The 25,864-nt window shown below is 60.8% G+C and carries 20 protein-coding genes; 14 read left to right on the plus strand and 6 right to left on the minus strand.

Annotated features, from left to right (window positions below; genetic code table 11):
• The first annotated feature begins 1 nt into the window (after position 1).
• Positions 2 to 1,528: a sensor domain-containing diguanylate cyclase gene (locus DEIDE_RS14645; protein ID WP_012694756.1), complete on the plus strand. Its 1,527-nt coding sequence runs from the start codon at positions 2 to 4 to the stop codon at positions 1,526 to 1,528.
• Positions 1,529 to 1,794: 266 nt separating this feature from the next.
• Here DEIDE_RS14645 and DEIDE_RS14650 read toward each other — a convergent pair whose 3' ends face one another.
• Positions 1,795 to 2,127, minus strand: coding sequence for a hypothetical protein (locus DEIDE_RS14650; protein WP_012694757.1), 333 nt, complete (start codon positions 2,125 to 2,127; stop codon positions 1,795 to 1,797).
• A gap of 693 nt (positions 2,128 to 2,820) precedes the next feature.
• On the opposite strand from DEIDE_RS14650, the gene DEIDE_RS14655 reads away from it, so the two are divergent.
• From DEIDE_RS14655 to DEIDE_RS14675, 5 genes are all read left to right on the plus strand, one after another.
• Complete coding sequence (locus DEIDE_RS14655) at positions 2,821 to 3,567, plus strand: universal stress protein (RefSeq protein ID WP_162485673.1); 747 nt, start codon at positions 2,821 to 2,823, stop codon at positions 3,565 to 3,567.
• Positions 3,568 to 3,937: 370 nt separating this feature from the next.
• Positions 3,938 to 4,411, plus strand: coding sequence for a class I SAM-dependent methyltransferase (locus DEIDE_RS14660; RefSeq protein WP_338032139.1), 474 nt, complete (start codon positions 3,938 to 3,940; stop codon positions 4,409 to 4,411).
• Between the two features lie 198 nt (positions 4,412 to 4,609).
• Entirely contained in the window at positions 4,610 to 5,743 is a 1,134-nt protein-coding gene (locus DEIDE_RS14665) for an ArgE/DapE family deacylase (RefSeq protein WP_012694760.1), read from the plus strand.
• Between the two features lie 21 nt (positions 5,744 to 5,764).
• Positions 5,765 to 6,913, plus strand: a complete 1,149-nt coding sequence (locus DEIDE_RS14670; RefSeq protein ID WP_012694761.1) for a diaminopropionate ammonia-lyase — start codon at positions 5,765 to 5,767, stop codon at positions 6,911 to 6,913.
• Positions 6,914 to 8,529: 1,616 nt separating this feature from the next.
• Complete coding sequence (locus tag DEIDE_RS14675; protein ID WP_012694762.1) at positions 8,530 to 9,891, plus strand: replication initiator protein A; 1,362 nt, start codon at positions 8,530 to 8,532, stop codon at positions 9,889 to 9,891.
• 234 nt (positions 9,892 to 10,125) lie between these two features.
• On the opposite strand, the gene DEIDE_RS14680 is transcribed toward DEIDE_RS14675, so the two are convergent.
• From DEIDE_RS14680 to DEIDE_RS14690, 3 genes are all read right to left on the minus strand, one after another.
• The gene (locus DEIDE_RS14680) at positions 10,126 to 11,760 is read right to left on the minus strand and encodes a polysaccharide deacetylase family protein (RefSeq protein WP_012694763.1); all 1,635 of its coding nucleotides are present in this window, start codon (positions 11,758 to 11,760) and stop codon (positions 10,126 to 10,128) included.
• Between the two features lie 956 nt (positions 11,761 to 12,716).
• The gene (locus DEIDE_RS14685; protein ID WP_162485674.1) at positions 12,717 to 13,010 is read right to left on the minus strand and encodes a hypothetical protein; all 294 of its coding nucleotides are present in this window, start codon (positions 13,008 to 13,010) and stop codon (positions 12,717 to 12,719) included.
• 196 nt (positions 13,011 to 13,206) lie between these two features.
• Positions 13,207 to 14,091, minus strand: coding sequence for a transglutaminase-like domain-containing protein (locus tag DEIDE_RS14690; RefSeq protein WP_012694765.1), 885 nt, complete (start codon positions 14,089 to 14,091; stop codon positions 13,207 to 13,209).
• Positions 14,092 to 14,397: 306 nt separating this feature from the next.
• Here DEIDE_RS14690 and DEIDE_RS14695 point away from each other — a divergent pair, with 306 nt between their 5' ends.
• Genes DEIDE_RS14695 through DEIDE_RS19790 form a run of 3 tightly spaced genes read left to right on the plus strand, consistent with a single transcriptional unit; the run spans position 14,398 to position 18,005 of the window.
• Complete coding sequence (locus DEIDE_RS14695; protein WP_012694766.1) at positions 14,398 to 16,200, plus strand: circularly permuted type 2 ATP-grasp protein; 1,803 nt, start codon at positions 14,398 to 14,400, stop codon at positions 16,198 to 16,200.
• Entirely contained in the window at positions 16,200 to 17,132 is a 933-nt protein-coding gene (locus DEIDE_RS14700) for an alpha-E domain-containing protein (protein WP_012694767.1), read from the plus strand. Before DEIDE_RS14695 ends, DEIDE_RS14700 begins: the two co-directional genes overlap by 1 nt.
• Before the next feature lie 27 nt (positions 17,133 to 17,159).
• Positions 17,160 to 18,005 carry a transglutaminase family protein gene (locus DEIDE_RS19790; RefSeq protein WP_012694768.1) on the plus strand — a complete coding sequence of 282 codons (846 nt, stop codon included), beginning with the start codon at positions 17,160 to 17,162 and terminating at the stop codon, positions 18,003 to 18,005.
• Positions 18,006 to 18,082: 77 nt separating this feature from the next.
• On the opposite strand, the gene DEIDE_RS14710 is transcribed toward DEIDE_RS19790, so the two are convergent.
• Complete coding sequence (locus DEIDE_RS14710) at positions 18,083 to 18,523, minus strand: response regulator (RefSeq protein ID WP_012694769.1); 441 nt, start codon at positions 18,521 to 18,523, stop codon at positions 18,083 to 18,085.
• Positions 18,524 to 18,723: 200 nt separating this feature from the next.
• Here DEIDE_RS14710 and DEIDE_RS14715 point away from each other — a divergent pair, with 200 nt between their 5' ends.
• Genes DEIDE_RS14715 through DEIDE_RS14735 form a run of 5 tightly spaced genes read left to right on the plus strand, consistent with a single transcriptional unit; the run spans position 18,724 to position 24,578 of the window.
• Positions 18,724 to 19,359 (plus strand): LexA family protein, encoded by a 636-nt coding sequence (locus DEIDE_RS14715; RefSeq protein WP_012694770.1) that lies wholly within the window; start codon positions 18,724 to 18,726, stop codon positions 19,357 to 19,359.
• A gap of 2 nt (positions 19,360 to 19,361) precedes the next feature.
• Positions 19,362 to 20,633 carry a Y-family DNA polymerase gene (locus tag DEIDE_RS14720; RefSeq protein WP_012694771.1) on the plus strand — a complete coding sequence of 424 codons (1,272 nt, stop codon included), beginning with the start codon at positions 19,362 to 19,364 and terminating at the stop codon, positions 20,631 to 20,633.
• The gene (locus DEIDE_RS14725; protein ID WP_012694772.1) at positions 20,630 to 20,872 is read left to right on the plus strand and encodes a DUF6504 family protein; all 243 of its coding nucleotides are present in this window, start codon (positions 20,630 to 20,632) and stop codon (positions 20,870 to 20,872) included. Before DEIDE_RS14720 ends, DEIDE_RS14725 begins: the two co-directional genes overlap by 4 nt.
• 2 nt (positions 20,873 to 20,874) lie before the next feature.
• Entirely contained in the window at positions 20,875 to 24,024 is a 3,150-nt protein-coding gene (gene dnaE / locus DEIDE_RS14730; protein WP_162485675.1) for a DNA polymerase III subunit alpha, read from the plus strand.
• A gap of 14 nt (positions 24,025 to 24,038) precedes the next feature.
• Positions 24,039 to 24,578 carry a hypothetical protein gene (locus DEIDE_RS14735; protein WP_041227758.1) on the plus strand — a complete coding sequence of 180 codons (540 nt, stop codon included), beginning with the start codon at positions 24,039 to 24,041 and terminating at the stop codon, positions 24,576 to 24,578.
• A 66-nt stretch (positions 24,579 to 24,644) separates the two neighbouring features.
• Here the strand turns inward: DEIDE_RS14735 and DEIDE_RS14740 are convergent, their stop codons facing one another.
• The gene (locus tag DEIDE_RS14740; RefSeq protein ID WP_012694774.1) at positions 24,645 to 25,619 is read right to left on the minus strand and encodes an aldo/keto reductase; all 975 of its coding nucleotides are present in this window, start codon (positions 25,617 to 25,619) and stop codon (positions 24,645 to 24,647) included.
• Positions 25,620 to 25,864: the final 245 nt, after the last annotated feature.

Below are 25,864 nucleotides of genomic sequence, written 5' to 3' on the forward strand. Positions count from 1 at the left end.
TATGCCGAGCGCGCCTCTACCAGAACAGGAATATGCACGTCTCCTGGAACTCGCTCGATACAACATTCTCGACACTGCACCTGAAGAGAGCTTTGATCGTCTGACCCGGCTCGCGGCCCGTACTTTGCGTGTGCCTGGAGTCATCCTGAACTTTGTGGATCAGGGACGGCAGTGGAGGAAATCCTGGTTTGGAGACGGGGAGACCAACTGCTCGCGGGAAGACTCGTTCTGCGCCTGGACCATCCTGTCTGACGACGTGCTGGCCGTGTCAGACGCCAGGGAAGACCCCCGGTTTCACGATTATAAGCTGGTGGTCGGAGATCCGAACATACGTATGTACGCTGGAGCGCCATTGGTTACGCCATCGGGGCACCGCATTGGTTCACTGTGTGTCTTCAGCGCGGAGGCACGAGAACTTGACCTGGATGATCAGGCAACGCTGCGTGATCTGGCTGCACTTGTGATGGATGAACTGGAACTCCGGCTGCATAATCATGTCCTTCAGTCGCAGATTAACCAGCAGGATCAGCAGCTTTGGGAATTGCGGCAAACGGTCGCCCACGCTCAGGTGCTGGAAGATATTAATGGCCTGACCGAGACTGCGACGACCCCTGAGGAAGTGACTCTGGCGGTGGCTGCCAAGATCGGCGAAGCAATCCATGCGGACTGGACTGGATTGATCGCCTTCTCTGGCAACGACGCGACCATACAGGTCGCCCACCATCAGCCTGATCTCAGTCCGGCTCTGCTGGCCTTTGCCTCTCGTTTACCGCAACTTCCGTGTGGTGTCACCCGGGGCATGCGTGGTGTAACGCATACAGCGTACATAGAGGATTACCGGCAGCATCCAGACGCTCTGCAAGAAGGTGTAGACGCTGGCTTTAAATCAGCTGCCCTGGTCCCCCTGGGTCAATATGGCGAGATTGAGTTTCTGCTGATTGCAGCCCGCGCCGAGCGAGGGAGTCGTGCTGCGTGGCGTAGCAGTGACCGGGCCTTGCTGGATGCTGCCGGCAGGACCGTACGAGCTGCCCTGGTACGCCGGGCAGCCCTGGAAGCCAGTCTGCTGGCTGCCCGACAGGACCGTCTGACGGGAATTGCCAACCGCCGGGCTTTCGATCACGATCTTGAGCTGCGGATGCAGGCAGGACAGCCTTTTACGTTCGCCTTGATGGATCTTGACGGGTTCAAGCAGGTGAACGACGTTGAGGGGCACGCACAGGGCGACCGCGTTCTCCAGGTGTTTGCCTTGGCTCTCCGTGACACGGTCAGCAGTTATGGGCAAGTCTACCGCTATGGTGGTGACGAGTTCGCCCTGCTTCTGGATCCTCTCACCGACGAGAGGGCACTGGAACATGTAGACAGCGCAGTACTTGCGGCGCGGCAGGTGACCACCCGGTTTGTGGGGGCCAGCGTCGGTATTGTGCAGATGGGAAACGAGGACAACCCGTACTGTCCGTCTGAGCTGCAACAGCGCGCTGATACCCGGATGTATGAAGTGAAAAGGCGCCGACAGGCTGCCCTGAACTGACCCACCGGCACTTGACTCGTCACGTCTTTTGTGAGCTTACGAAAACTTTTTCAACCAGCCAGGCAAAGCTTGGAAACATACCTCTGGCACCCCTACCGGGTGGCGTCAGGCTTTTCGGGAATTCCTGAACTCATGGGAACAAGGCTGGAGTGAATTTCACTGCTTCTACCTGTTCCGTCCGTAACTGGACGAGACAGTGATGATCATTGCTTTGGCATTCCGGGACGGACCTGATCAGAAAGACACGTGTCCTTATAGCCCTGGTGTCAGGAATCGTTTGAGTAGGGAGAGACAGAGCCATCGGTCCAGCCTCGTGAATCCAGCATACCCAGTTGAACAGGCGCTCCTGTCAACAGGGGGAGGTCTTTGTCGTAGATTGCCCTGCGCAGGCGTTCGATGGCAGCGTTGATGGCTTTGTGGCCATGGTCTTCTAACGCCTCTTTTGTGATAACAACCACTCCAGCACGTCGGCCGCTGATCGCAATGATATTCAGACGGTCTGGATTGGCATCCACGTCAACCCCCAGACGAGTGCCGTCTGGAAGAGACAGATCGTTGATTATTTGTTGCACCACCTGTTTTGCTGCCGGAAGATCCATAAGGCATTGTGGCAGGGTCATTCCACGCCGGAAAGCACTCCAGGCTTGTGACGCGCTTCAGTGTGGCCAGATGAAAGCTCTGAATACCGAGCCGCACGGTTTCATAGCCAGGCCTACATTCTGGACACGCCCTTTGCCCATGACCCGGGAGGTCATATGAATTCAGCTGCCATCCAGTTACGGTCTGACGTACCGGATGGCTCTGAACACTTTTGATCGCCAGGCGACGGCAGTCAAAAGCACCACTCCGGCACTCGATCGGCTGGCTTCGTGATCATGAACACCACCTTGATTCCCCGGAAGAAAAGGAATGATGACTCAGAGCTGTCCTCCCCTACCCGTGCAATTGCACTCACCAGAATGTCGATGGTGGTGGTGGCCTGATCTTCAATAGACGCTGAGGCAGGCTTTGAAGAAGGTGCCGATCATGCCCTTTCCTTCGTACAGGAGATATTTCGTCAGGCCGTCATAACTGCCCAGTACTCCAAAGCAGGTACTACTCCAGACGCTGACAGGTGGCTTTACGCGACAGGAATCCGCTCATTTTCCCGTGGCGTCAGACCCTGCGTGTCTTGTCAGGAGAACCCGCTACATTCATATGTAGTTTCGTCTCAAGGGACAACTTCAGGATCATGGAGGAGAGAGCCTGCCTTCGTTCTGCCACGCACCGGGGAAACCGGTACAGTTCACGGTGTGACGTCACCTGGTTTCTCACCGCTGACCTATCTCGTTCCTCTGGACGGACGCGTGGGTCCCACCTGGGTCACCGAACAGGCCATTGAGTTGGCCAGTGCCCATGGAGGAACGGTGCTGGGTCTGTCGACGCTGAAAGGACCAGAGGCCCAGAACGACTTACATTCGTTTCAGGAGCGCTGCAGAGTCACTGGGATAGCTGCCAGAAGCCTTCATCTCCCTGGCCCGCGATTCCAGGGAATCATGGAGGCGAGCAAGCGAGCTGACCTTGTTATGGTCGCCTGGACTGCAGAAAGTGCCCGCGTCCTCGACTTCTCCACCTTTGGCGCACTTGTCCGGCACGCGACATGTCCAGTCTGGATTGCGCCGCCCTCAGGCCGGGTTCCCGCTGAATTGACCGTCGCCTTTCATGGTCAACGCAAAGCATTTCACGCCATCGCGCAGGCCGCCAAGCTGGCACAGACCTGGCAGCTTCCGGTCGACACGCTGGTGGTCGCTGAGGGACCCGACATCAATGACCATGACACGCTGATTGCCCGGCAGGAATTGCGCGCGAGGAACGTGATTGAGCGGCACAGCCGTTATGAGCGGGGCGTCACCGGCGAAATTCTGGCCGCAGCGACCTCGCCGGACCAACTGCTGATTATGGGTGGCGCCGGAGACGGCCCATTTTTTGGTCTGACGCTCAGCCGGATTGTCCGACAAGTGCTGCGGTTGCCTCGCGGCCCGGTCCTCATCTGCCCATAAGGTCAGAGTTAAGGTCCCTGACAGACCGCCCAGCTTGTATTCAGAAAGGGCTTGAGCAAACAATCGCCAGAAAGACTAACGGGCTGTGACAATACTGCAGCCAAAGGGCCTGAGGCTCTCCGGTAAGCAAGCGTGTTGATAGTTCAAGAACTCCTTCCTTTGGAACCAGCTCGACACGTTTCCCGCAGGGTGATCCACGAAACCCGGTTCGAGGCTTGAGGCAAGCAACTGCGTGCCGCCAGATCAAGCAACGGAAACTTTGGCAGCAAGTATGGTTTGACAATGAATACCTCAAATAATCCTCGGAGGGTCATTCTTGGAGCAGGTGAGCAGGCGTGGGAAGTATGGATTCCCACCCAGCAGGAACAGCTTGACCTGCTTAACAGACAGAGCTTTGAAGCGTACTTCGGTGCACAGAAAGCAGATTTTGTTTCTCTGCGAACATGTGTGGGAACATCTGACGGAAGCTCAAGGGCGCGAGGCGGCCAGGCTCTGCTTTGACTTCTTACGTCCGGGTGGTCTTTTGCGTTGTGCTGTACCTGATCGTAATTTTCCTGATAGCGAATACCAGAACATCGTGAAAGTAGGCGGCCCAGGTCCCGCTGATCATCCTGCCTCCGATCACAAGATGGTCTATTATGCCGAGCTGTTCACATCCGTTTTCGAAGACGCCGGTTTCGACGTCGATTTACTGGAATATTGCGATAGAGAAGGACGTTTTCACTATCATCAATGGGATTTATCCACAGGACTGGTGTACCGCTCGCTGCTCAGTGACCACCGCAACACTGGGGGTCAGATCGGCTTTGTCTCCATTATTCTGGACGCCCGTAAGCCCTCCTGATGCTCGGTCCTGAGCTGCGGTTGTGGGCAATCACTGCGGAGGGCTGACATCAGGCGCTCGAAGAAGTCAATAGTCTGAAGTGAGTCATCCTGACCATGCCGGTGGTTCCGGGAAACGTGCTACTCCCTAATCAGTGACAGGTTCCCTGGCCCGCAGACGTCCGAGGCGTGGCTCCGGGTGGTATGAATAGTTTTACTGATGACTCAATCCCTGCAGGACCTTTTGGCCGCCCTGGTGCGGATCAACTCTATCAATCCGTCGCTGGTGCCTGGAGCGGCAGGAGAAGCCGAACTGGCGACCTTTGTCGCAGGCTGGCTCCAGGATCACGGTATCGAAGCGGTGATTGACGAGGCTGCTCCCGGGCGGCTCAGTGTGATCGGCACGGTGCGGGGCACGGGGGGCGGCCGTTCACTGCTGCTGAATGCCCATCTCGACACAGTGGGCACAGACCATATGCCAGAAGCTTTCAATCCGGTGGTTCGCGATGGCCGCATGTATGGCCGCGGCACGTACGACATGAAAGGCGGGCTGGCCGCCTGTCTGTTCGCTCTTCTTGATGCCAGAGAAGCTGGCCTGCGTGGAGACGTCATTCTGGCAGCAGTTGCCGATGAGGAACATGCCAGCCTCGGCATGCAGTCCGTGCTGAAGACCGTGAGGGCCGACGCGGCCATCGTCACCGAACCGACCAGTCTGCAGCTGTGCGTGGCCCATAAAGGATTCACGTGGCATGAGATCACCACTCATGGGCGCGCGGCGCACGGGTCCCGTCCGGACCTCGGAACAGACGCCATCGCGCATATGGGCCGCGTGCTCGTTCGCCTTGAAGCTCTTCAGCGCGAACTTGAGGAGCGTCCGCCTCACCCCCTGCTGGGCCACGCTTCTGTACATGCCTCGCTGATCACCGGAGGTCAGGAACTCTCCAGTTATCCGGAACGCTGCACCCTCCAGATCGAACGCCGGACCCTCCCTGGGGAGACGCGGGACGAGGTTGAACAAGAATGGACCGCGCTCCTGGGCGAGTTGGCTCAGGACCCGCAGTTTCATGCCGAGCACCGCATCACCCTGCTGAGGGAACCTTTCGGGGTCTCAGAGGAAGCGCCCATCGTTCAGGTGCTTCACGCCCAGGCTGCACAGGTACTTGGAGAGGCTCCGCAGCACATCGGACAGACGTTCTGGATGGACGCGGCCTTTCTCGCCGGCGCCGGCATTCCCACAGTGGTATTTGGTCCTCATGGCACCGGCGCACATGCCACCGAGGAATGGGTTGATCTGGCCTCCGTAGAGCAGTGCCGGGCCGTCCTGAGCGCCACCGTACGCGCTTTCTGTGCGTAATTGCGCCTATCTGGAGACTGCATGACCACACAGACTGATCAACCGCGTTTCTATTTCAACCCGGCTGTCCAGACCTTCGCTGCTGCTGTAGAGCCGGAAGTGCTGGAGTTTCACCGCAAACTTCCCGGCTACCTGCCGACTCCCCTGGTTCGCGCGCCTCGTCTGGCCGAGGCGCTGAACGTGGCCGAGGCCTGGGTCAAAGATGAAGCCAGCCGCCTCGGCCTGCCTGCCTACAAGATCCTCGGGGCTTCCTGGGCGACCTACCGGGAACTCGACACCCGGTTCGGCCCGTTCCGTCCATGGCAGTCCCTTGCAGAACTGGCCGCGCAACTTTCACCCCACAGGCCCCTGACCCTGGTGGCGGCCACGGACGGTAACCACGGACGCGCCGTGGCCCGCACCGCCCGGTGGCTGGGCCTGGCTGCACACATTCTGGTGCCGGAAGATATGGTCCGGGCCCGCATACAGGCGATTGAAGAGGAAGGCGCACAGGTACAGATCGTCCGCGGCTCCTACGACGACGCGGTGGAAGCCTCAGCACGTCTTGCAGACGCTGCCCATCTGGTCATCAGTGATACGGCATGGGATGGGTACACCCGTGTGCCAGGCTGGGTGATCGCCGGATACAGCACCATTTTTCAGGAGATAGACGCGCAGCTCGCACAACAGGGCGCGCGGCCACCACACCTGGTGGCCGCGCAGATGGGCGTCGGATCACTTGCCGCCGCGGTGGTTGGCCATTACCGCACTCCGGCTCGTCAGACGCAGGTGGCAGGTGTCGAGCCGACCCGCGCCGACTGCGTTCTGCGTTCCCTGGAAGCCGGGCGACCCACAGAGGTTCCCGGACCGCACACCTCGATGATGGCTGGGCTCAACTGCGGCAACACGTCTCCCCTGGCCTGGCCGCTGTTGCAGGGCGGCCTGAGTGCGTCCATGGCAATTCCGGATGAGCGGGCCGAGCAGGCCATGCGTCTGCTGGCTCAGGACGGCGTGACCTCAGGAGAAAGCGGGGCGGCCGGGGCGGGAGGACTGCTTGAACTCCTGGCCGGGTCCCAGGCTCAGGCGTCCCGGCGCACACTGGGCATAACGCCGCAAAGCACCGTTCTGGTGATCTCCACGGAGGGAGCAACGGACCCGGCCGCCTACGCCCGCATCGTTCCCACCTCATGAAAACGCCTGTGGAGGCGTGAAGCCCACGTACATTCCGGGAGTGAGCCGAGATTCAAAAGTCAGGGTTTGGCCTTGCAACGGTCACAAGAAACATCCGGCAGTCGATTTGACCTGCTGGCGACAAAAGTCTGCATGTTGTCCGGCTGACCGCCGGGCCTGTGGCCACAAGGCAATACGACGAGCCAGCCTCGCCGCATTTTCAGAGCCCCTGGCCCTGATCGGTTCACAACCAGGAAGAGGCCAGGTCAGAGAAAGGGTGACCGTCACGCTGTCGGTCCGGCGATTCAGGTTGACGTCGTCCGGTTCGACCCAGGCAGCGAGAGAGAACAGATCCAAGGCCAAGGATGACTTTGGTTCCCAGGGTGTGGGCGTCATTGATGGGCCAGCCCACATTGACCCAGGCACCGTGGGTGAAGTCCAGGTGAGTAGAGCGCAGCACCATTCCCGACTCGAAGGGAGGGCCCGAATGTCTGAGCGTAATTGTCATAACTCAACGGCCTCTGTGCAGGCGGCGGGGTCTGCACGGTGCAACAAACTGTGAAGGTCTTCTCTCTCCTCCATGGGGGAGTGTCCTGCCCATCGGCCACCAGGTAACCGGGCTGAGACTTTTCCATTTCAGCCGATCTACAGCATTCAGAGCTGCCACCAAAGAGTCGAACACTCCTGACCTGGACGGAGGGTTCCAGGCGTGAGTACGGGCGTCTCGATCCATAACAATCAGGCCCGCAGTCTGGAACAGGCCGGCTGCCCAGAGCAGAAGGTTTAGAAAACAGCCTCTGCTCAAGCTTGAGCCTTACCGGACATCCTGCTGCCGGGTGTTGCCCGACGACACACCTGAGCGATTTCTTCTCATAGGTCGCTGTGAATCCTTCCCAACATGACTCAGCAACGACATACCTGAGCGATTCAGTGTAAAGACACCCTCCTGATGAGGTGAGTTCTCGGCTTTGATCAGCGACACACCTGAGTGATTTGTACGAAACGGTTCTGTTGGACGGATACAAACCACACGGGCATACCGACGACACACCTGAGCGATGAGGGCGCCGCATCTGGTCGTTGTGATTCCAGCACGGGTAGCACAACCTTGATGGAACCGGGCTTGAAACTGCGTTCTAAATGGACACTCACCCCGACGACATACCTGAGCGATCCACGAGCCAATGGCATGACTGAAGCCGGTGGAAAGTTCAAACCTCTGAAGAAACTGGTCATCCGCTCCACGACACACCTGAGCGATTACCATTCCAGACGACGACATACCTGAGCGATTCTCCACGACACACCTGAGCGAATGCCCTGGCTGCGTCGGCGACACACTTGAGTAATGTTGGAAAGCAGCAACGACATACCTGAGCGATCAATGGCGACATACCTGAGCGGTTCTATACGACACACCTGAGCGGTTCGCCAGCGGTCCTGCGACACACCTGAGCGATTTGTGCGTCAAGACGACGACATACTTGAGCGATTCTCCACGACACACCTGAGCGATATGTCGAAAAGTGGCTCTCTGGCACGGTGTTTCCTGCTCGTATCTTGATGATGATCATCATTCTTTTAATTCAAATATTTTCTTCAAAAGGAACGTAGAATTCATCAATCAAGGAGACCGTGTGACGTCGCCCCCATCCCGCTTCGACGAACTCAATCTGTCACGTCTGAACCTTATTTCCGCCGTGGACCAGGCTGAAGTCAGTGAATGGGATGTCACCTTCGAGGCACATGGCCGGATCGTCCACGTGCGCTGCGAAGCTCTGCCGAAATACGCGGTTCCGCACGGGCTCGACAGCGACGTCACGGCGGCACTGATCAACCTGTATATCGAACTCGGCGAACCAGAAGACGGCCGTTTCTCGGTCAGTGCCACAACGCTACTGAAATTATGCGGCTGGCACAATACGGGCAAGTACCACGGCATTCTCAGGGTCTGCCTCGAGCGTCTGCACACGTCCTCGTATAGCGTTTCGGGCGGCTGGCGGGACCATCCCAAGGGACGCTGGACCCACGCGAAATTCCATTTTATCGAGTCGCTGGACTTCAGCAGCTCAGATGGTGCCGGCGCCTTCGACGACCGGACTATCATTGCTGGTCGGCTTGCGGACGTCATCGTGGCCAGCATCCGCTCGGGTTACGTCAAACCACTGGACACCGAGTTCATGCTTTCCCTGTCGCGTCCGCGAACCCGGGCCCTGTACCGGATTCTCGACGGCGCGCGCTACGACCCGGATCATCCAGACGTGCGCCTGGATACCCTGGAGTTCAATCTCATCCAGTGGGCCGATCAGTGCAAGATTCCCAGCACCATACCCGGCAACATCCGGCGCGCCCTCGCCTCGCCGCATGAGGAGTTGATCAAACGCGGGTACCTGCGAGCCGCCACCCTCTCCGGCCGTGGCAAGGACCAGCGTGTTCGTTACGAGTTCGTCCGGGAGTTCGTAGCGATGGACGCGGTGCTTGCTCGGCGGTTCCGCTCCTACGGGGTCGCGGACGGCGTCGCCCGCAAACTGCTGGTGGAACACGGCCGGGACGCGCTGATCGCGTCAATGGACCGCTTCGACGGATTGGTTCGTCAGGGTGTCCTGGTCGTAAAGAAGACACCAGCCGCGGCGCTGATGCACCTGATCAATCATCCAGATGACTACCCCTATCCGAAAGGCGCTCCCGCTGCGCCTGCTCCTGTCCGTCCGGCTCGCGTGGAGCCTGTTATGGAAGCTCCAAGTGTGGAGGCCGAGTTTGCGTCTCTCAGCCTGGAGCAGGCTGCTGAACGCCTGATTTCCAGGATGAACGTGCATTACCGCAAACTGCTGAGTGTTTCAGATCTCGACACCTTGCGCCAGGCCGTCATGAAGGAGCTCCTTTCACCTTCAGCGGTGCTGGAAGAGGCTACTGCCGCCGTGGTCAAGCTGCAGCGTGAGAACTTTGCCCAGACCTTGAGAGCACGGCTTGGACTGCCTGAGGAGAGGCCCATAAAATAGAGCCTGCTGGTCCTCTTCGCGGCCACCTTCCCACTCCGAGTCGGGGGAGGTCTCAGGAGCCCAAAGATCATCCTGCGTGATCTTTAACAGAACACCACACTGAGGCAGGACGCCTGTGTGGCGTTCCGCTCGTCTTCTCAAACGCCCGGCGTGTGTGGAATGGCAGGTTAAGCAGCACGCAGGCAGAAGCAGAAGCGCCTCCCGGGAGGCGCTTCTGCTTCGATCAGTCCTGCTTTACTTTGCGCCGAGACGGTAGAGCGCGTCGCCAGCCGTTACGATGGGCACGTTTTTGCCACGGACGTAATCGATGGTGTCAGCCAGGTACTGCTGCTGCTGCTCGTTGTGCTGCTCGCGGTTGCCGGGGTGAAGCATGAACACCAGCCAGCTGTTCCTGGCAATGGCGCTGTCCACAGCGGCCTTGTAGGCGTCCATGGTGTTCTGTCCAGCATCTGTCCATGCACCGAACGCTACGCGGCGAAGCTGGTAATTGGTGTTCAGGGGAGTATCGTTTGCGCCGCCACGGTCAATGAACGCTGTGCGGTAATGCTGGCAGACCTTTTCACGCACCGTGGGGTTGTGGCTGCCGTACGGGTACACGAAGGTGTCGGCCCTGAAACCCAGGTCTTCAAGTTCGCGTTTGGAACCCTCGATTTCTGCGCTGAGTTCGGCGTCGCTCAGCGTCACGAGGTCCGGGTGCGTGCGCGTGTGGCTGGCGATTTCCCAACCGGCACGTTGCAGGTCACGGACCTGTTCGGGAGTCGCGAAGTACGGGTCACCCGAGATGATGTTCTGGGTGGCGATGGCTGCGGTCGCTACGACTCCTTTTTGTTTGAACAGTGGCAGCAGGCGTGAGTGGTCGGCAGCGGCACCATCATCAGTGATGAATGTGACCATCGGCCCGGCGTTGTTCAGAGGCCGCAGGCCAGTGGGCTGGAGGCCCTGTACGCAGCTGCTGAGTTTCTCTTCGAGGTCGAGCAGGTAGGTGGGTTTCGCGCCGGTGGTGAGGCGAATGTTGGGGATACGCACCGTCCGGTATCGGCCAGGAGCGGTGTTGGTATCGGGGCCGATATACGCGATTTCACGGGCACCGCTAAGGCGAGCGCGGAGATGCACACTCTCGTTGCTTTCGCCGACGTTACGGGTGACGCGGCGGGCACCACCGGTAGTGAGCAGCAGGCTCATGTTGAACTTCTGCGGAGCGTTCCCGGCAAGCAGCGGCAGTTTGGTGGCGAGCACCAGCGTGCCTGTTTCGCCGGGGCGAAGTGTCTGGCTCCCGTCGCGGGGGTTAATGACGGTGAAGCCGTACTCAAGTACATCGTCATTCGTGCCGATCAGTTTGCCGGTCCTGGCGCCGGTTTCAATGCGTTGCGCTTCATCTTCGGTCAGACCCTGGAAGGCGTAGCTGTTGAGGATGTTCAGATGGTCGCCGGGGCGAATGTTCTGCGCGACGCGTTCGTTAAGGTACGCGCGGCCCTGTGCGTCTTGCAGGCGTGTGATAGCGGTGCCGCCGATGCTGGCCCCTGCTTTGGTGTACGCGACCATGGTGAGGTTGCTGAGGTTGGTTTTGGAGGTATTGGTCACTTCGAACACGCCCCACAGATAACGGCGGTTACTGCGTTCGTCGTCGTACATGCCGGACCCAGCGACGCGGATGTCCACCGCACCGAGAGGCGTGGCAGGCTGCAGGGCCACGCTGGCACTCAGGCTACGCATGGTGCCACCCTGCGGGTTGGTGAAGGCCGCATCGAACGTCCCGAGCTCGCTGATGGCGGTGGTGTCCTCGGTGGCTGTGGGGGTGGAGCTGTCGGTACTACATGCAGAGAGCAGTGCGGTCAGGATTAGGGCAGCGGGGCTCAGGTATGGCTTCATGTGACACTCCAGAAGTTAATTTGGTACTTATAACGAAAGTGCTGGGCGAGGTGAACTACGCGCTTTCGCTAGAACCGTTCATGTATGTTAAATATCTCACGATCCAGAAGGTTTCGATGGATACTCACTTTACTTTCATACTTGTGGGGTGGTGCAAGTTCTCTCCTCCCATACTCGGGAAGCAATAGATTGGAGTGCACCGAATTACACACGGTCGAAGACACGCAGCGGCTGATGGTGGCCATTCGCCAGGGCCTGTTGCGTGTGGCCATTACGGCAATAACTGCGTTACAGACAAGCAAAACGAGCCAAATCACGCCTGGAATCACCCACGTCGTCAATAATTGCGACATGTGAAATGGTTGGCCTGATGCTGTGGCTACTTGCGAGGGTTCAGCGGCTGTTGGCGGTGATGCTGTCCTTGGTTGTGACGTGTCGTCATACAGTACGGGCGCGCCAGGCTGCTGGGGTGGGTGGTTAGGACTGCTACAGCCAGGAGCCTGCTGGCCGCAGTACAAGGCGATGTGCAGCCGGCAAAGAAAAAGTCCCAGGACACGCCATTCTTCATCCGTTAAGTTGCAGAGACAGGCGTGGCGCGTCATCCAACAACCTACGGCCGTACCAAGTCTTCGAAATCCCCTTGGTGACCTTTCAAAACGCTCTTTATTGACTTACGCTCGGATCAACAACATGTTTTGCCTACAGGACTCAGACAGCCCCCGAGTGGGCCAGGTGGGCTAGTGGCCGCCAGGAGACAGCGTATTTCTAGTAGGCAATCTGGTTGTTTTAAGAATGGCCAATCAGGGTTCCTGCTCGATCTTCAAAGTGGGATGGCTGGTCGTCTGTGCGGTGGAGTCACGGCAGTGGGCTTTGCGCCGGACTGAAGACGAGCAGAACGCCCTCAGGCGTACAGAAACCTCAGGCGTTCGGTTGCGTTGGCTGGCACTGACTCAGACCTACCGGGTTCCTGATGTTTTTGTCCCCATAACCTGACCCATGCTCTGACTGCCGACCCGGATCCCCGGTTCCTGCACCCTGTAGGTGTAGACATCGTCATACCGGCCTTCTCCCGTGCCACACTCTGCCGTATACATGAGGCCGGTCTCCTCATCCAGAAGTTCATAGTGGCAGAGCTGCCCACCAGAGGCTTCGTGCTTCACAATCCGGACGGTGGTGCCCTCGTCTATGGTCAGGCACTCGGATGACAGCACCCGGCCGCGACCAGCATCACGATCATGCCGAATCTTCACTAGCACATATTCCATAAATCACAGTGCGCCTTTCTCTCTGTGAAGTTCAGTAATCCGTTCACTTTTTTACGCGTGGCACCGTCGTTCATGGACTCTTGAGTTCTTTCAGGCCAGCCATGAAGCCAGACCGGGGCGAAGTCCGGTCACCTGGCCCCGCGAAAGTTCAGGCCTGAAGCTCAGGGCCGCGTTCGCGGACTTATGCCCTGGGCTGAGGCGGCGCCCACGTATCTGGCAGGGTGAAGCCCGGGTCTACCTGATCTGCCCACACCTGCATCCGGGTCAGCCGGGCGGCACCGAAGCTGGTGGTGAAGGCAACGTCTGCAGCGTCCCGTCCAGTGGCGATCAGCACCCGACCTGTTCTGGGTTTGTTGTGCCGGGCGTCAAAGGTCCGCCAGGCACCGTCGATCCAGGCCTCAAACCAGGCATGAAAGTCCATGGGCGTATCTGTGCTCGGGACGCCAATGTCGCCCAGGTAGCCGCAGACGTAGCGGGCAGGAATATTGAGCGCCCGGCAGAACGCCACGCCCATGTGGGCAAAGTCCCGGCATACGGCGCGGCCGCTCTGGTACGCCTGCTGCGCGGTGGTGCTCGACGTACTGGCTGCTCCATAGCTGCAGGTGCTGTAAAGGTGGTGACTTATTGCCTGGACCTGCGCCCACCCACCCTGGATGTGCCCGAAGCGCTCCCAGGCCTCGTTGGAAATCAGGTCAGAGTCCACATACCGGCTTGGGAGTAAAAACTGCAGCACTTCGTCAGGCAGATCCTCTACAGGCGTCTTCGGAAGGTCAGGGTGCTGTGGATCACTGTGGGCCGGCACCTGCACGATGACGTCCTGTCCGACCTGCAGTGTGTGGCCTACCCCCAGGACCCGCCAGATCGAGTTGCCGAAGACGTCGGTATACCGGCTCCAGCGCCCCACGCCGGCTGACGGGTCCAGGTATTCACGGGTCTGCACGATTTGCTGACCCGGCCGATTCTGTGGTTCCACCACGAACAGCATCGGGGTGGTGAACGGCAGGTCAAAAGTAAGGTGAAAGCCGACCCGGACATGAATCACGTCGGAGCACTCGTCAGAAGACATGACATAGTTTCCCAGAGACGGAATTCCCTTGTCTGTGTGCAGGCTCCAGCAGTATTCAGGCTGTGTGCAGCAGAAGACCTCTGAACCCCGGTGGCCGGACCTCCGAAGTGCACGAATGACCTCATGTCGCTCCGCGACCAATCACGACCTCGGCTCTCCTGTCAGGAGAAAGCGAAAACACCTATTGCACTCCAGGAATCTGAAATTGGAACTTCAGGGCTCAATCCTGATTTCTGGCTCAGGAACGGATAAAAATCCAATTGAGGAGCGCATACGATATCCTGAACGGCACTCGGGGGTGCAGCAATGGAGCAGTACGACCAGGGGACGACATTTTTCGACGAGATGTTTACCCCGCAGGGGCAGGTCAGGCCGCATTACCAGGGCGTGCTGTCATACTTCCGGCGCCTGGGCACAACGGAGTTTCAGCGCCGGCAGGCACTGATGGATCTGGCCTTCCGCAATCAGGGCATTACATTCACCGTGTACGGCGACAGTGCCGGGGTCGAGCGGACTTTTCCCTTCGACCCGGTCCCGCGCATTATCCCTGCCTCAGAGTGGAGTGCCCTCGAAGCGGGCCTCAAGCAGCGTGTCAAGGCACTGAACGCTTTTTTGCGTGACGTCTACAGCGACGGCCAGATTCTGAAAGACGGGATTATTCCCCGCGAGCTGGTCTACACTTCCAGCAACTTTCGCCGTGAGGTCCACGGCCTTCAGGTCCCGCTGGGCATTTACACCCACATTGTCGGCAGCGACCTGATCCGTGACGAGCAGGGCCGCTACCTGGTGCTGGAGGACAACCTGCGTTCGCCCAGCGGTGTCAGCTACCTGCTGGCCAACCGTCAGGCGATGACCCGTATTTTCCCTGGCATGTTCGAGCGCCAGGGGGTGCGCACCGTGGACCACTACACCACAGCCCTGTTGGGGGTGCTGAGTTCCCTGAGCCCGCGTGCGCCTGAGGCGACTGTGGTGGTCCTGACCCCAGGGATGTACAACAGCGCCTACTTCGAGCACGCCTACCTCGCCCAGCAGATGGGCGTGGAACTGGTCGAGGGCCGCGACCTGTTCGTGGATGGCGGCCGGGTATGGATGCGCACGACCTCGGGCCGGACGCAGGTTGACGTGATCTACCGCCGGATTGACGATGACTTCCTGGATCCCCTGACCTTCCGCCGCGATTCTGCGCTGGGTGTTCCTGGTCTGGTAGAGGTGTACCGTCAGGGGCGGGTAGCGATTGCCAATGCAATCGGCGCCGGGGTGGCGGATGACAAGGCTGTCTATGCCTACGTGCCGCGCATGATCGAGTACTACCTGGGCGAACAGCCCCTGCTGGACAATGTTCCCACCTTTCTGGGATGGAACCCCGACCATCTGGCGTACATGCTGGACAATGCCGCCGAGCTCGTGATCAAGGCCGTGGGCGAGGCCGGAGGGTACGGCATGCTGATTGGTCCGGCGGCGACCCGGGAAGAGACCGAGGACTTTCTCAAGAACGTCCGCGCCAATCCCCGCAATTACATTGCCCAGCCGGTGATCGGTCTTTCGCGGCATCCGACCTTCTACCCGGATGCCAGGGCCTTTGAACCCGCTCACGTGGATCTCCGGCCCTACATCCTGGTGGGGCAGGAGGTCACGATCGTGCCTGGAGGCCTCACCCGGGTTGCGCTGCGGCGCGGGTCGCTGGTGGTCAATTCCTCTCAGGGCGGGGGCAGCAAGGACACCTGGGTCCTGAATCACGACGGTCCGGCTCCTGCGCGGATTCAGCAGCAGTTTCAGGGTGCCACCGAACCTCAGGAGCCGCATCCTGCGGTGCCAGGCGAGGTCAAGGTAGAGGCCCAGGCAGGACACACGCAGGTACAGAGCCTGGGCAGGATGATGCAGGAGCAGTCTCTGGGCGGAGCGCAGGCACACTCCCGAAGTCCATCTCTGGTTCAGGAAGAAGACCCGCAGTCCAGCACCGCCGGGCAGCACCAATGGCAGGGGGCGGCTGGTGAGCCTCTGTCTGCCGAGGAGCGAGACGAGGCTGGGGCGCCGGATTCCGGCGTGAGCGACATGCTGACGTCCGGCCAGTCCGGCCCTGGGCCCGCTGACCCGAAAGGAGACATCTGATGCTTTCGCGGCTTGCCGAATCGCTCTACTGGATTGGCCGGTACATGGAACGCGCCGAGAACACTGCGCGCCTGCTGACCGTGAATTACTATGCGACGCTGGAAACCAGTGGTCAGGTCAGTGAGGAATGGGGCCCGCTGCTGGATATTTCCGGCAGCAAGGAGAACTTCGTGCGCCTGCATGGCCGGGCTGATGGCCGGACGGTCCCGGCCTGGCTGGCCTTTGACCGCAACAACCCGTCGAGCGTCTCGTCCAGCCTGGCGCAGGCCCGGGAAAATGCTCGTGGTCTGCGGGACCGGATACCGTCGGAAATGTGGGAGTGCCTGAACCGCGCGTACTACGACCTGTGCTTTCAGAACGAGGAGGTCCTCGACCGCGACGGACTGTTCGAATTCTGCAGCGCTGCCCGCGACACCAGCCAGTTCTTCTTTGGAATTGCCTTCGCTACGCTTCCGCGGGATGAAGGATGGCTGTTTATGCGCGCCGGTCAGATGCTTGAACGCGGTGACAATGTCCTGCGGCTGGTGCAGACTCGCTACCGCAGCCACGCTGCCGATCCGGCACAGCTCGCCGTGCACAACCACCGCTGGATCGCGGTGCTGAAAACGGCTTCGGCATACGAGGCCTACCGCAAATGCAACCATGCCAATGTCAGCCCCCGGACCATTGCCGAGTTCCTGCTGCTGAACCCCGGGTTTCCACGCAGCGTACGCTACAGCGGCGAGAATCTGCATGACGCCCTGGCCGGCATTGACCGGATCCATCCCGGAGCGCATCCGGCCCTGCTCCGGGAAGCCAAGTGGCTTGTGGCCCGGCTGGACCACGCCACTATCGAAGAGCTCATAGCACGTGATCAGGCCGAGCTGGGTACCTTGCTCACCGACTTCAACCGGATCGGCTCGGCGATCTCTGCTTCGTACTTCACGGTCTGAACAGACCATGCTGCCCGCCGGAGGCTCATGCGCGCCGATATCCGCCACATCACCGAGTACCGTTATGCGGAGCCCGCCTGGGATTCGTTTAATGAGGTGCGGCTGTCTCCTGAGGTCAGCGCCCGCCAGGATCTCCGGAGCTTTCACCTGGCAGTGCGGCCAGAGCCCAGCCTGGTCTCCACTCACCGCGACTACTTCGGGTCTCTGATACATCACGTGCACGTGCATGAGCCTCATCAGGTGCTGCGCATCGAGGCGCAGGCGCTGGTGATTACGCGTCCACTGCCAGGTCTGGAGACGGTACCTTTTTCGGCCCTGGACGAACTGCGCGGCGAAGTCACCGAGTTTCTGGTGTCCAGCCCACGGGTTCCGTCGGGCCGCTGGCCAGAGGTTTTTGGCGTGCGGGCTCCGCAGCCGCATGAGGACCTGAGCGCTTTTATGGTGGCTCTGACCACCCAGCTGCACCGGCAGTTCACCTACCATCCAGGAGCGACCAGCGTCAGCACGACGCTCGAGCAGTTTGCCAGGGACCTGCGGGGCGTGTGCCAGGACTACACGCACGCGATGCTCGGCATCTGCCGGACCCTGGGGATTCCGGCGCGGTATGTCAGCGGTTACCTCTACTCCGGCGGCGAGATGATCGGCGCTGACGCCACCCATGCCTGGGTCGAAGTCCTGATTCCAGGTCAGGGCTGGGTCGGATTTGACCCCACCAACGACATGCTGGCCGGCGAGAAGCACATCAAAATTGGCCACGGCCGTGATTACCCTGACGTGTCTCCTGTGCGCGGGACCTACTACGGCGGCGGCGGGGAAGCCTCACTCAATGTCGAGGTACGGGTGTATGGTGACCCACCAGCCAGGCAGGAATGAGGGCGACGGCTCCGGCGTTTCGGCCCCGTGTCTGGTTCACAGTGGACCAGAACACGCGGTTTGTGCCCTTCCTTTGTCTAAGCCAGCGTCTGAAGGGGAGCAGCGGCGTGGTACCAGCGCATAAGACCAAGCATCTGCTGAACATACGCCTCGAACCTGGACGCCTTGACCATGTAGCCGTCGACCTCAAGGGCCTGTGCCTGTGCCCGGTCACGCTCAGCGCCTGAGGTGCTCAGCATGACCACTGGAATATGGTTCAGTGACGTGTCCGCCCGCAGGGCCTGCAGGACGTCAAAGCCATGCATGCCAGGCATATTCACGTCAAGGAGAATAAGATCGGTGCGCAGGCCGGCCCACAACAGCTGCATGGCCTGGATTCCACTTTCAGCCAGAGTCAGCGAAGAGCCGGGAGCCACCTCCAGCAGGGCCAGCTCGGTCAGTTCACGGTCAAGAGGATTGTCGTCGATCAGCAGGATGTGAGGCGAAAGGGTACAGCAGGACTGAGGTGTAGAGCGCATGTGCTGCCTCTCAGTAAGCACGGAAGGCCTGATGCGGATGTGATGTGAGGGTACTCAGCTGCCAGAGCTGAGGATTACGTTCTGTACAGATTTTTCGATAAAGAGTTCTCCTGTTCACCATCTTGACACGAATCAAAGAAAAACCGCAATGTAGAGGCAGAATTCTTGACCTGTATCCAAGTACTTCTGCAGGAGCCTCTATGCCCCCCGAACTGACCCGCACCCGCCGCCTGATTCTCGACGCCATCCTCCGCCTCCAGGCGGAGGACACTCCAGCTACCCTGGGCGCCGTTGCACAGGCCACTGGTCTCACCAAGCAGGCCGTCAGCTACCAGACTGTGCTGCTGCGCGAAGCGCACTACCTTGAACCGGCTGCCAGCCGCTACGCCCCGCTGATCCTGACCTCGAAAGCCCGGGCCCTGATCGGCGGGGGAGGCTTCCCTCTGGTAGGTGAAATTGCAGCAGGACAACCGGGTCACGCCGAACAGAACGTCGAAGCCTACATTACCCGCCTTGATCAGGTCATCGACATGAAAGAAGGCGACTACCTTCTGCGGGTGCGTGGAGACAGCATGATCGGCGTCGGGATCTACCCTCAGGACATCGTGATTGTTCGCCCCAATGAGACCGTCCCGAACGGCGACATCGCGGTTGTCCTGTTGCCTGGCGAGAGCACTGCCACCTTGAAACGTGTCGAGCACCAGAACTCGAAAATCACCCTGCACAGTGCCAACCCCGACTATCCGCCCATGACCTTTCCTGCCCGGGACGTCCGCATCCAGGGTTGCCTGGTCGCGCACATCGGCCAGGCTGCCCTGAGGAGCCGGAGGGTCTGAGCATGGCAGGACGCACGCCGAGTCTGATCGCCTGCGTCCTGCTCTCCCCCTGGCCGCTGGAACTGCTCCAGCGGCGTCATCCGGGCGTGCCCGTGGCGGTACTCAGCGAAGAAGGCAGCGGTGGAGGCCGCCGGGTGCTGCACGTCAGTCCTGGCGCGCGGGACGCCGGCGTGAAGGTGGGCATGCGGGATACGGCCGCCCTGAGCCGCTGCCCTGAACTGCACGCGGAAACGATGAATGCGCCCCTGGCAGCCGCCGCGTGGAATGAACTGCTTGAGCAGATGTACGTCCGCTACAGCGACCGGGTGGAGGGCCGTACCCCTGGATTGATCTTCCTGAAACTCAGCCTGGGGGCGGCCCGTGACCTGGCGGCCGCCTTGCAGGCCCCGGTGGGTCTGGCGGGCAGCCTGGAAGTCGCGCATCTGGCGGCGCTGCGTGCCAAAGCGGGAGAAGTCCGGGAGGTGCACCCTGGTGAACAGGCAGAACAGGCGTTCCTGAACCTGGTGCCTTTAGAGCACCTGCAGGTCCTGGGCCTCTCCCCTGCTCAGGCTGAGCGCCTGCGTTTTCTGGGCGTCACCGGCCTGGCGGATCTGTGCAAATGGAGTGCCGCACAACGGGAAGCGTTTCTAGGCGTCGACATGGGAACCCAGGTGAACCGCTTCTTGAAAGGGCACCGCACCGAGCAGCTCCCCAGGTATGTTCCAGGTCAGATTCTCGAAGCCAGCCTGGACACCGACGCGCCTTTGCTGAATAGCCTTGAGGCCGACGCGGCCTTTCAGGAACTGCTGCCAGGGCTGATGACCGGGCTGCGCGGCCGGACAGCCGCGTACCTGACGGTCCGCTGTGACACGCTGGGCGGCTCCCTTACGGCCACCCGCAAACTGAAGTGGCCTCTGGATAGCGGCGGACTCATGCGGGTCGCGGGCCTTGCCCTGGAAGATACCGGCGCTCTTGCCATCGGGATCGACCGGCTGAGCGTGCAGTTCAGCGGCCTTCAGCAGCCCTCACGCATGGTGGGCCTCTGGGCAGGGCTGGCTGACCTGGACGTCACCCGGAACGTGCTGGACCGTTTTCCAGATGCCCTTGTTCGCGTGCGCTGGCTGGACCCCTGGGCGTATACCACCAACGCCATGTACGAATGGGTGGACTGGCAGACCGGAGAGGTGCGTCCGACGCCCATGACTCCTCAGATGACCTGGACGCCGACCCGGGCGCAGGCGCGGGAGAAGGCTGTGGACCGCATCCTGGCGTTCTTTGAAGGTGCGCAGCCATGAAGGCCGTACAGCAGCAGGTGGAGGTGGAAGTGCGCAATGGTCAGCCGGCCAGGCTGATCTGGAACGGACAGACCTACCCGGTGCAGGCGGTGCTGGACTGGTGGCGGGCTGGGGGTCGCTGGTGGTTGGGGGAAGCGCCCCGCAACTGCTACTTCGTGCAGGCAGGAAGCCTGACTGCGGAACTGCATCATGAGGATGCCCAGGAGGGGCGCTGGTGGCTGGCCAGAGTGCAGGACTAGGTGTGCCGCGGCTGCAGGTCCTGCTCGCATGTCAGTCGTACTTCAGTGAGGGCCGAAGCACCGTGAGTCCCAGACGTCTGGTCCAGCGGGCAGCAGACGCCGGGTATTCGGCCGTGGGACTGGCGGACTGGTGCAGTGTCGCTGGAGCCGTGGAGCTTGGCGAGGCCGCTCGGGCAGCTGGTCTGGCGGCACTTGTCGGCGTGACGCTGCCGGTGCTCTTCCCTGCCCCGCCGCGTTCGCCCGCGCCATATGAGCCCTACCCGGTGGTGCTCCTCGCGCGTGACCGCCCGGGGTACGCGGTCCTGTGCCGTTTGATCACGGACGTACAGGGTCAATATCCGGGCGGGCTTCCACTGTCACTCCTGCAGGAAACGGGACGGCAGTTCCAGGACCATCTGCTGTGTCTGACGGGTGGGCGCACAGGATTCCCGACGGTCCTCGGCGAGCAGCGGGAGGTCGCGCGGGCCGCGTTCTATCTCCGGACACTGCGGGGAATCTTTCCCTTCAGCCTGTACGTGCAGCTGTATCACGGAGCAGCACCGAATGAACGGCGGCGGCTGGAGTACCTGCGCGGCCTGGCCCGCGACCTGGAACTGCCGGTGGTGGCTGCTCCGGAAGTCTGTATGGCAGACGCGGCGGACTATTGCCTGCTCGACGCGCTGACCTGCGCGCGGCTGGGCATTGATGTGCAGACCCCGCATCCGGACCGGCCCCGCAATGACGCACGGCATGTCGGTACTCCTGAAGAATGGGGACATCTGCTGCCCTTCCCGGACGCCCTATTGAATGCAGAGCGGATCGCAGACTGGTGCACCTTCGAGCTGCTGCCTGAACGGCTGCGCAGTCCCGAGCCCAGACTCCGGCCCTTTCAGACGGCGCAGGAAGTACTGGAGGAGCGTGTGTTCGCGGCGGTGGGTTCCAGATACTCGCCGGGCGCACGGGAGGCTGCCCTGCGCCGCCTGAAAGATGAGCTGGCCACGGTCGCGCACCTGGACCTGGCAGGCTTTTTCCTGACGGCAGCAGAAGTTACCGACTACTGCCGGGAGCACGGCATTCTGGCGGCTGGGCGGGGTTCAGCGGCTGGGTCGGTGCTGTGTTACCTGCTGGGCATCACCCTGTCTGATCCCATTGAGCACAACCTGCTGTTTGAGCGTTTCCTGCATACCGGCCGCACCAGCATGCCGGACGTGGATATCGACATCGCCAGTGCCCGGCGGGATCAGGTGCTGCGCTGGGTCGAAGAACGTTGGGGGCTGTCTGGTGCAGGGGAAGCGATGGTGGCCAACCGAATCACGTACCGCATGAAAAGCGCCATCCAGGACCTTGGGCGCGCCCTGGGAATGCCTCCAGACCTGAGAGACCGGCTGAGCCGTGCGCTGGGGCGGGATTACGGGCACCTGCGCCCCCACAGGGCGAGAGAAGCGGAGGTGGCCTTTACGGAAGTGCTTGGTGACGCACCGGTCAAGGAAGCACTGCTCTGCTTGCTGGAACGCATTGAGCCAGGCTTCGTGCGCCACCTGGCGCCGCACTCCGGGGGGGTGGTGCTGAGCAGTGAACCACTGACGTTCTACTCTCCTCTGACCCGGTCCAGTGGGGGCATCCGGATGCTGACGTTTGACAAGGACGACGTGGAGAAACTTGGGTTGATCAAACTCGACCTGCTGGGGCTGCGAATGCTCGCGGCCCTGGAGCGCGCCAGAGAGGAGGTGCTGCGCCTCACGAACGAGTGGGTGCCGTACGGTGAGTTGCCGGACGACCCGCGCGTGTGGGCCGAGATCAGCAGCGGGGACACCATGGGGCTTTTTCAGATTGAAAGCCCGGCTCAGGTGCAGATGACCGCGCGACTTCAGCCGAAAACCATGACGCAGCTGGCCCATCAGGTGGCCCTGGTGCGTCCAGGACCCATCCAGTCGGGCACCGTACACCCATATGTCCGGCGTGCACGGGGTGAAGAACCGGTACCGGAACGTCCGGAGCCTTTGCAAAGCATTCTCAGGGCAACTCACGGCACGCTGATGTTTCAGGAGCAGATCCTGCGTATTGCGGTCCATTACGCCGGATACGACTGGCCGCACGCAGACCGGTTCCGCTCCAGGCTGAGCAAGGTCGAAGACGGGCACGAGCTGGCAGAGCTGAAAGAACAGTTCCTGAGTGGCGCAGCGCTGACGTGCGGGGCGTTCCCCTGGGAGGCAGAGGAAGTGTTCGAGATGTGCGCGATGTTCCGTGGATACGGCTTTGCCGAGTCGCACGCCCACGCATTTGCGCAGCACAGTTATGCCAGCGCGTACATGCGGCACCACTACCCGGCGGCGTACTTCGCTGCCTTCTTGACCGAGGCTCCTGGAATGTGGCCGGCAAACACCATCGCTCAGGAATGCCGCCGGCGGGGTGTGACCCTTCTTCCCGTCTGTATCAACCGAAGTGGTTTGAGCTACCGGGCCGAGAGTCTGCGGACCATCCGGGTGCCCTTGACGGCTGTTGAGGGGATCAGTGAAGCCAAAGCGCGGGAAATCGTGCACGAGCGCCTGATAGGTGGAAAGTTCAGCACCCTGGAAGACGCATACGACCGGATTGACCTGTCACGGGACCGCTTTGAGAAGCTGGTGCTGGCTGGTGGCCTGACAAGTATCGAGCCCAGCCGGAGAAAGGGTCTGTTTGGACTGACGCTCCTGGCAAATGCCCGGAAGGCTGGAACGCGGCCTCTGTTGGCACCCGGCATCGAGCCACCTGAACTGCCGGAAATGAGCAGCACCGAATACCTCGCCCTGGACCTCCGGACGAAAGGACTGAGCGAAACGGGACGGCACCCCCTGGACGCGCACCGGGCGCGGCTGAGGGACCTGGGATGCCAGGCGCTCGGCGGTTTGAACCATGGAGACACAGCCTGGGTAGCCGGGGTCATTGTGGCCAGACAGCGGCCGCCCACAGCCAAGGGCTTCGCGTTTTACGTTCTTGAAGACCGCACAGCACGCCTGCAGGCCATCATCAGCCCGGATTTGTGGGAGGCCAACCGGGTACTGCTGCGGGACGCGCGTGCGCTTATCGTGTGCGGTCCGGTCACCCGTCTGGGACAGGCAATCACGATCAAAGTTCAGCGCTTGAGTGAGTTGCCTCTTCGGTGGCCAGAGCCTGACGTTGAGGCGGCGGACTGACCCGCGCAGCATTCATGCTGTTTGCTGCGCAGTGGCAGCGTGCGCCTTGCAATTCCCAACTCCGGGTGAAGCTGACCTTGCACGGTGCGGGAACCGCTCTGCCAGCCTGCGGCATGTCGGACCGCCAACCACCGAACAAAAGCTCAGCACATGGCAACACTGCCTCCTTTCGTTGTGAGACTGGGCCAGAAACGTTGTTCGACCGGGTGCGTTTCAAAATGGCTGGAGCCCGAAGGCTGAAGTTCTACTCCGCACAATTTCGCCGCCGCCTGGTTGAAGAGGGTGTTCCCATGGAGGAGCTGCAGCAGTTCGACCCTGAGCACTGGGACCTGATCGCAGCCGACGTCCGTACCGATACCGGAAAGTTTATCAATTCAACCTGGGTGTGTTCAGCTGATCAGAGGCGCTGGCGGGTCGTCATCGGCTTCAAAGACACGATAGAAAGGGTTACTGGCCTGGAGAAGGATGCTCCGACTCCCGACGCCGTGACCTCCGGCACGCTTTACAAAAAAGTTGCCAAGGTGAATGGTGAACTCATGGACGCCGAGGCCTAGGCGAGCACCGGTGTGCTGACTCCGCATCAGCGGAACCTGGACGTAGAGGACGTTCAGCCTGGGCTTTCAGATTCCCAGGACCGGGTGCGGTTCGTAGGGCGCTTCCAGCGCCGCGCAGTCTTCAGCACTCAAGTTCACCTTCAGGGCCGCCACTGCGTCTTCGAGGTGGGGCATTTTGCTCGCTCCGACAATCGGCGCACTCACGCCGGGCTGGGCAAGCAGCCAGGCGGTGGCCACCTGCGCCGGAAACACTCCCAGGCGCTGCGCGACTTCAGCCACGCGTGTCTGCACTGCGTAATCTCCCCTGGTGCGGTACAGGCGCTGACCGAAGGTGTCGCTGCGGGCCCGCGTCGTCTTGGGCTCTTGTTCACTGCGGTTTCCTGCCAGAAAGCCGCGCGCCAGCGGACTCCATGGAATGACACCCACACCGTCCTCGCGGCATAAGGGCATCATTTCGCGCTCCTCCTCGCGGTACACCAGGTTGTAATGGTTCTGCATGCTCACGAAGCGGGTCAGCCCGTGCAGATCCGCCGCATGCTGCATTTTGGCGAACTGATAGGCCAGCATGCTGCTCGCACCGATGTACCGCACCGCACCCATCCTTACCAGGTCGTGCAGTGCGGTCATCGTCTCAAGAATGGGAGTCTCCGGATCAAAGCGGTGAATCTGGTACAGGTCGATGTAATCGGTTCCCAGACGCTTCAGGCTGGCCTGGACAGCGTCCATGATGTGCTTGCGTGACAGCCCGCGGTCGTTGGGGCCAGAACCCATGGGGTTGTACACCTTTGTCGCGATGATGGCCTGGTCACGCGACGTGAACAGCCGGAGGGCCCGACCGAGGACTTCTTCGCTGCGGCCCAGACTGTACATATCTGCAGTATCGAAAAAGTTGATGCCAAGTTCGACGGCACGCGCAATAAACGGGCGGCTGGCGTCCTCATCAAGAACCCAGTCGCGCCAGCCAGGGTCACCGTAAGTCATGGTGCCGAGCGCGATGCGTGAGACTTTCAGCCCGCTCTGACCCAACCGTACGTAATCCATGCTGTGGACCGTAACACGCTGGATTCCACCACAATCGTAGTCTGAGAAGGATTCCCAGAAGTCAGAGTGATGTCCGGCCCTGTGCCACAAGCACTCAGGTGATTGCGCCAGTCCGCAGCAGAGTGAAGACGTAGCGTCAGGCTGGTATGGCGAGATACGGAACGAACGGTGGCGCCAGAGAACCGCCTGCTGTTCAGGCACTCCTCCCCTACCGGCTTAACGCAGCGTCACGCGCATACTCTTCT

This window comes from Deinococcus deserti VCD115 (assembly GCF_000020685.1).
Lineage (GTDB): Bacteria > Deinococcota > Deinococci > Deinococcales > Deinococcaceae > Deinococcus > Deinococcus deserti.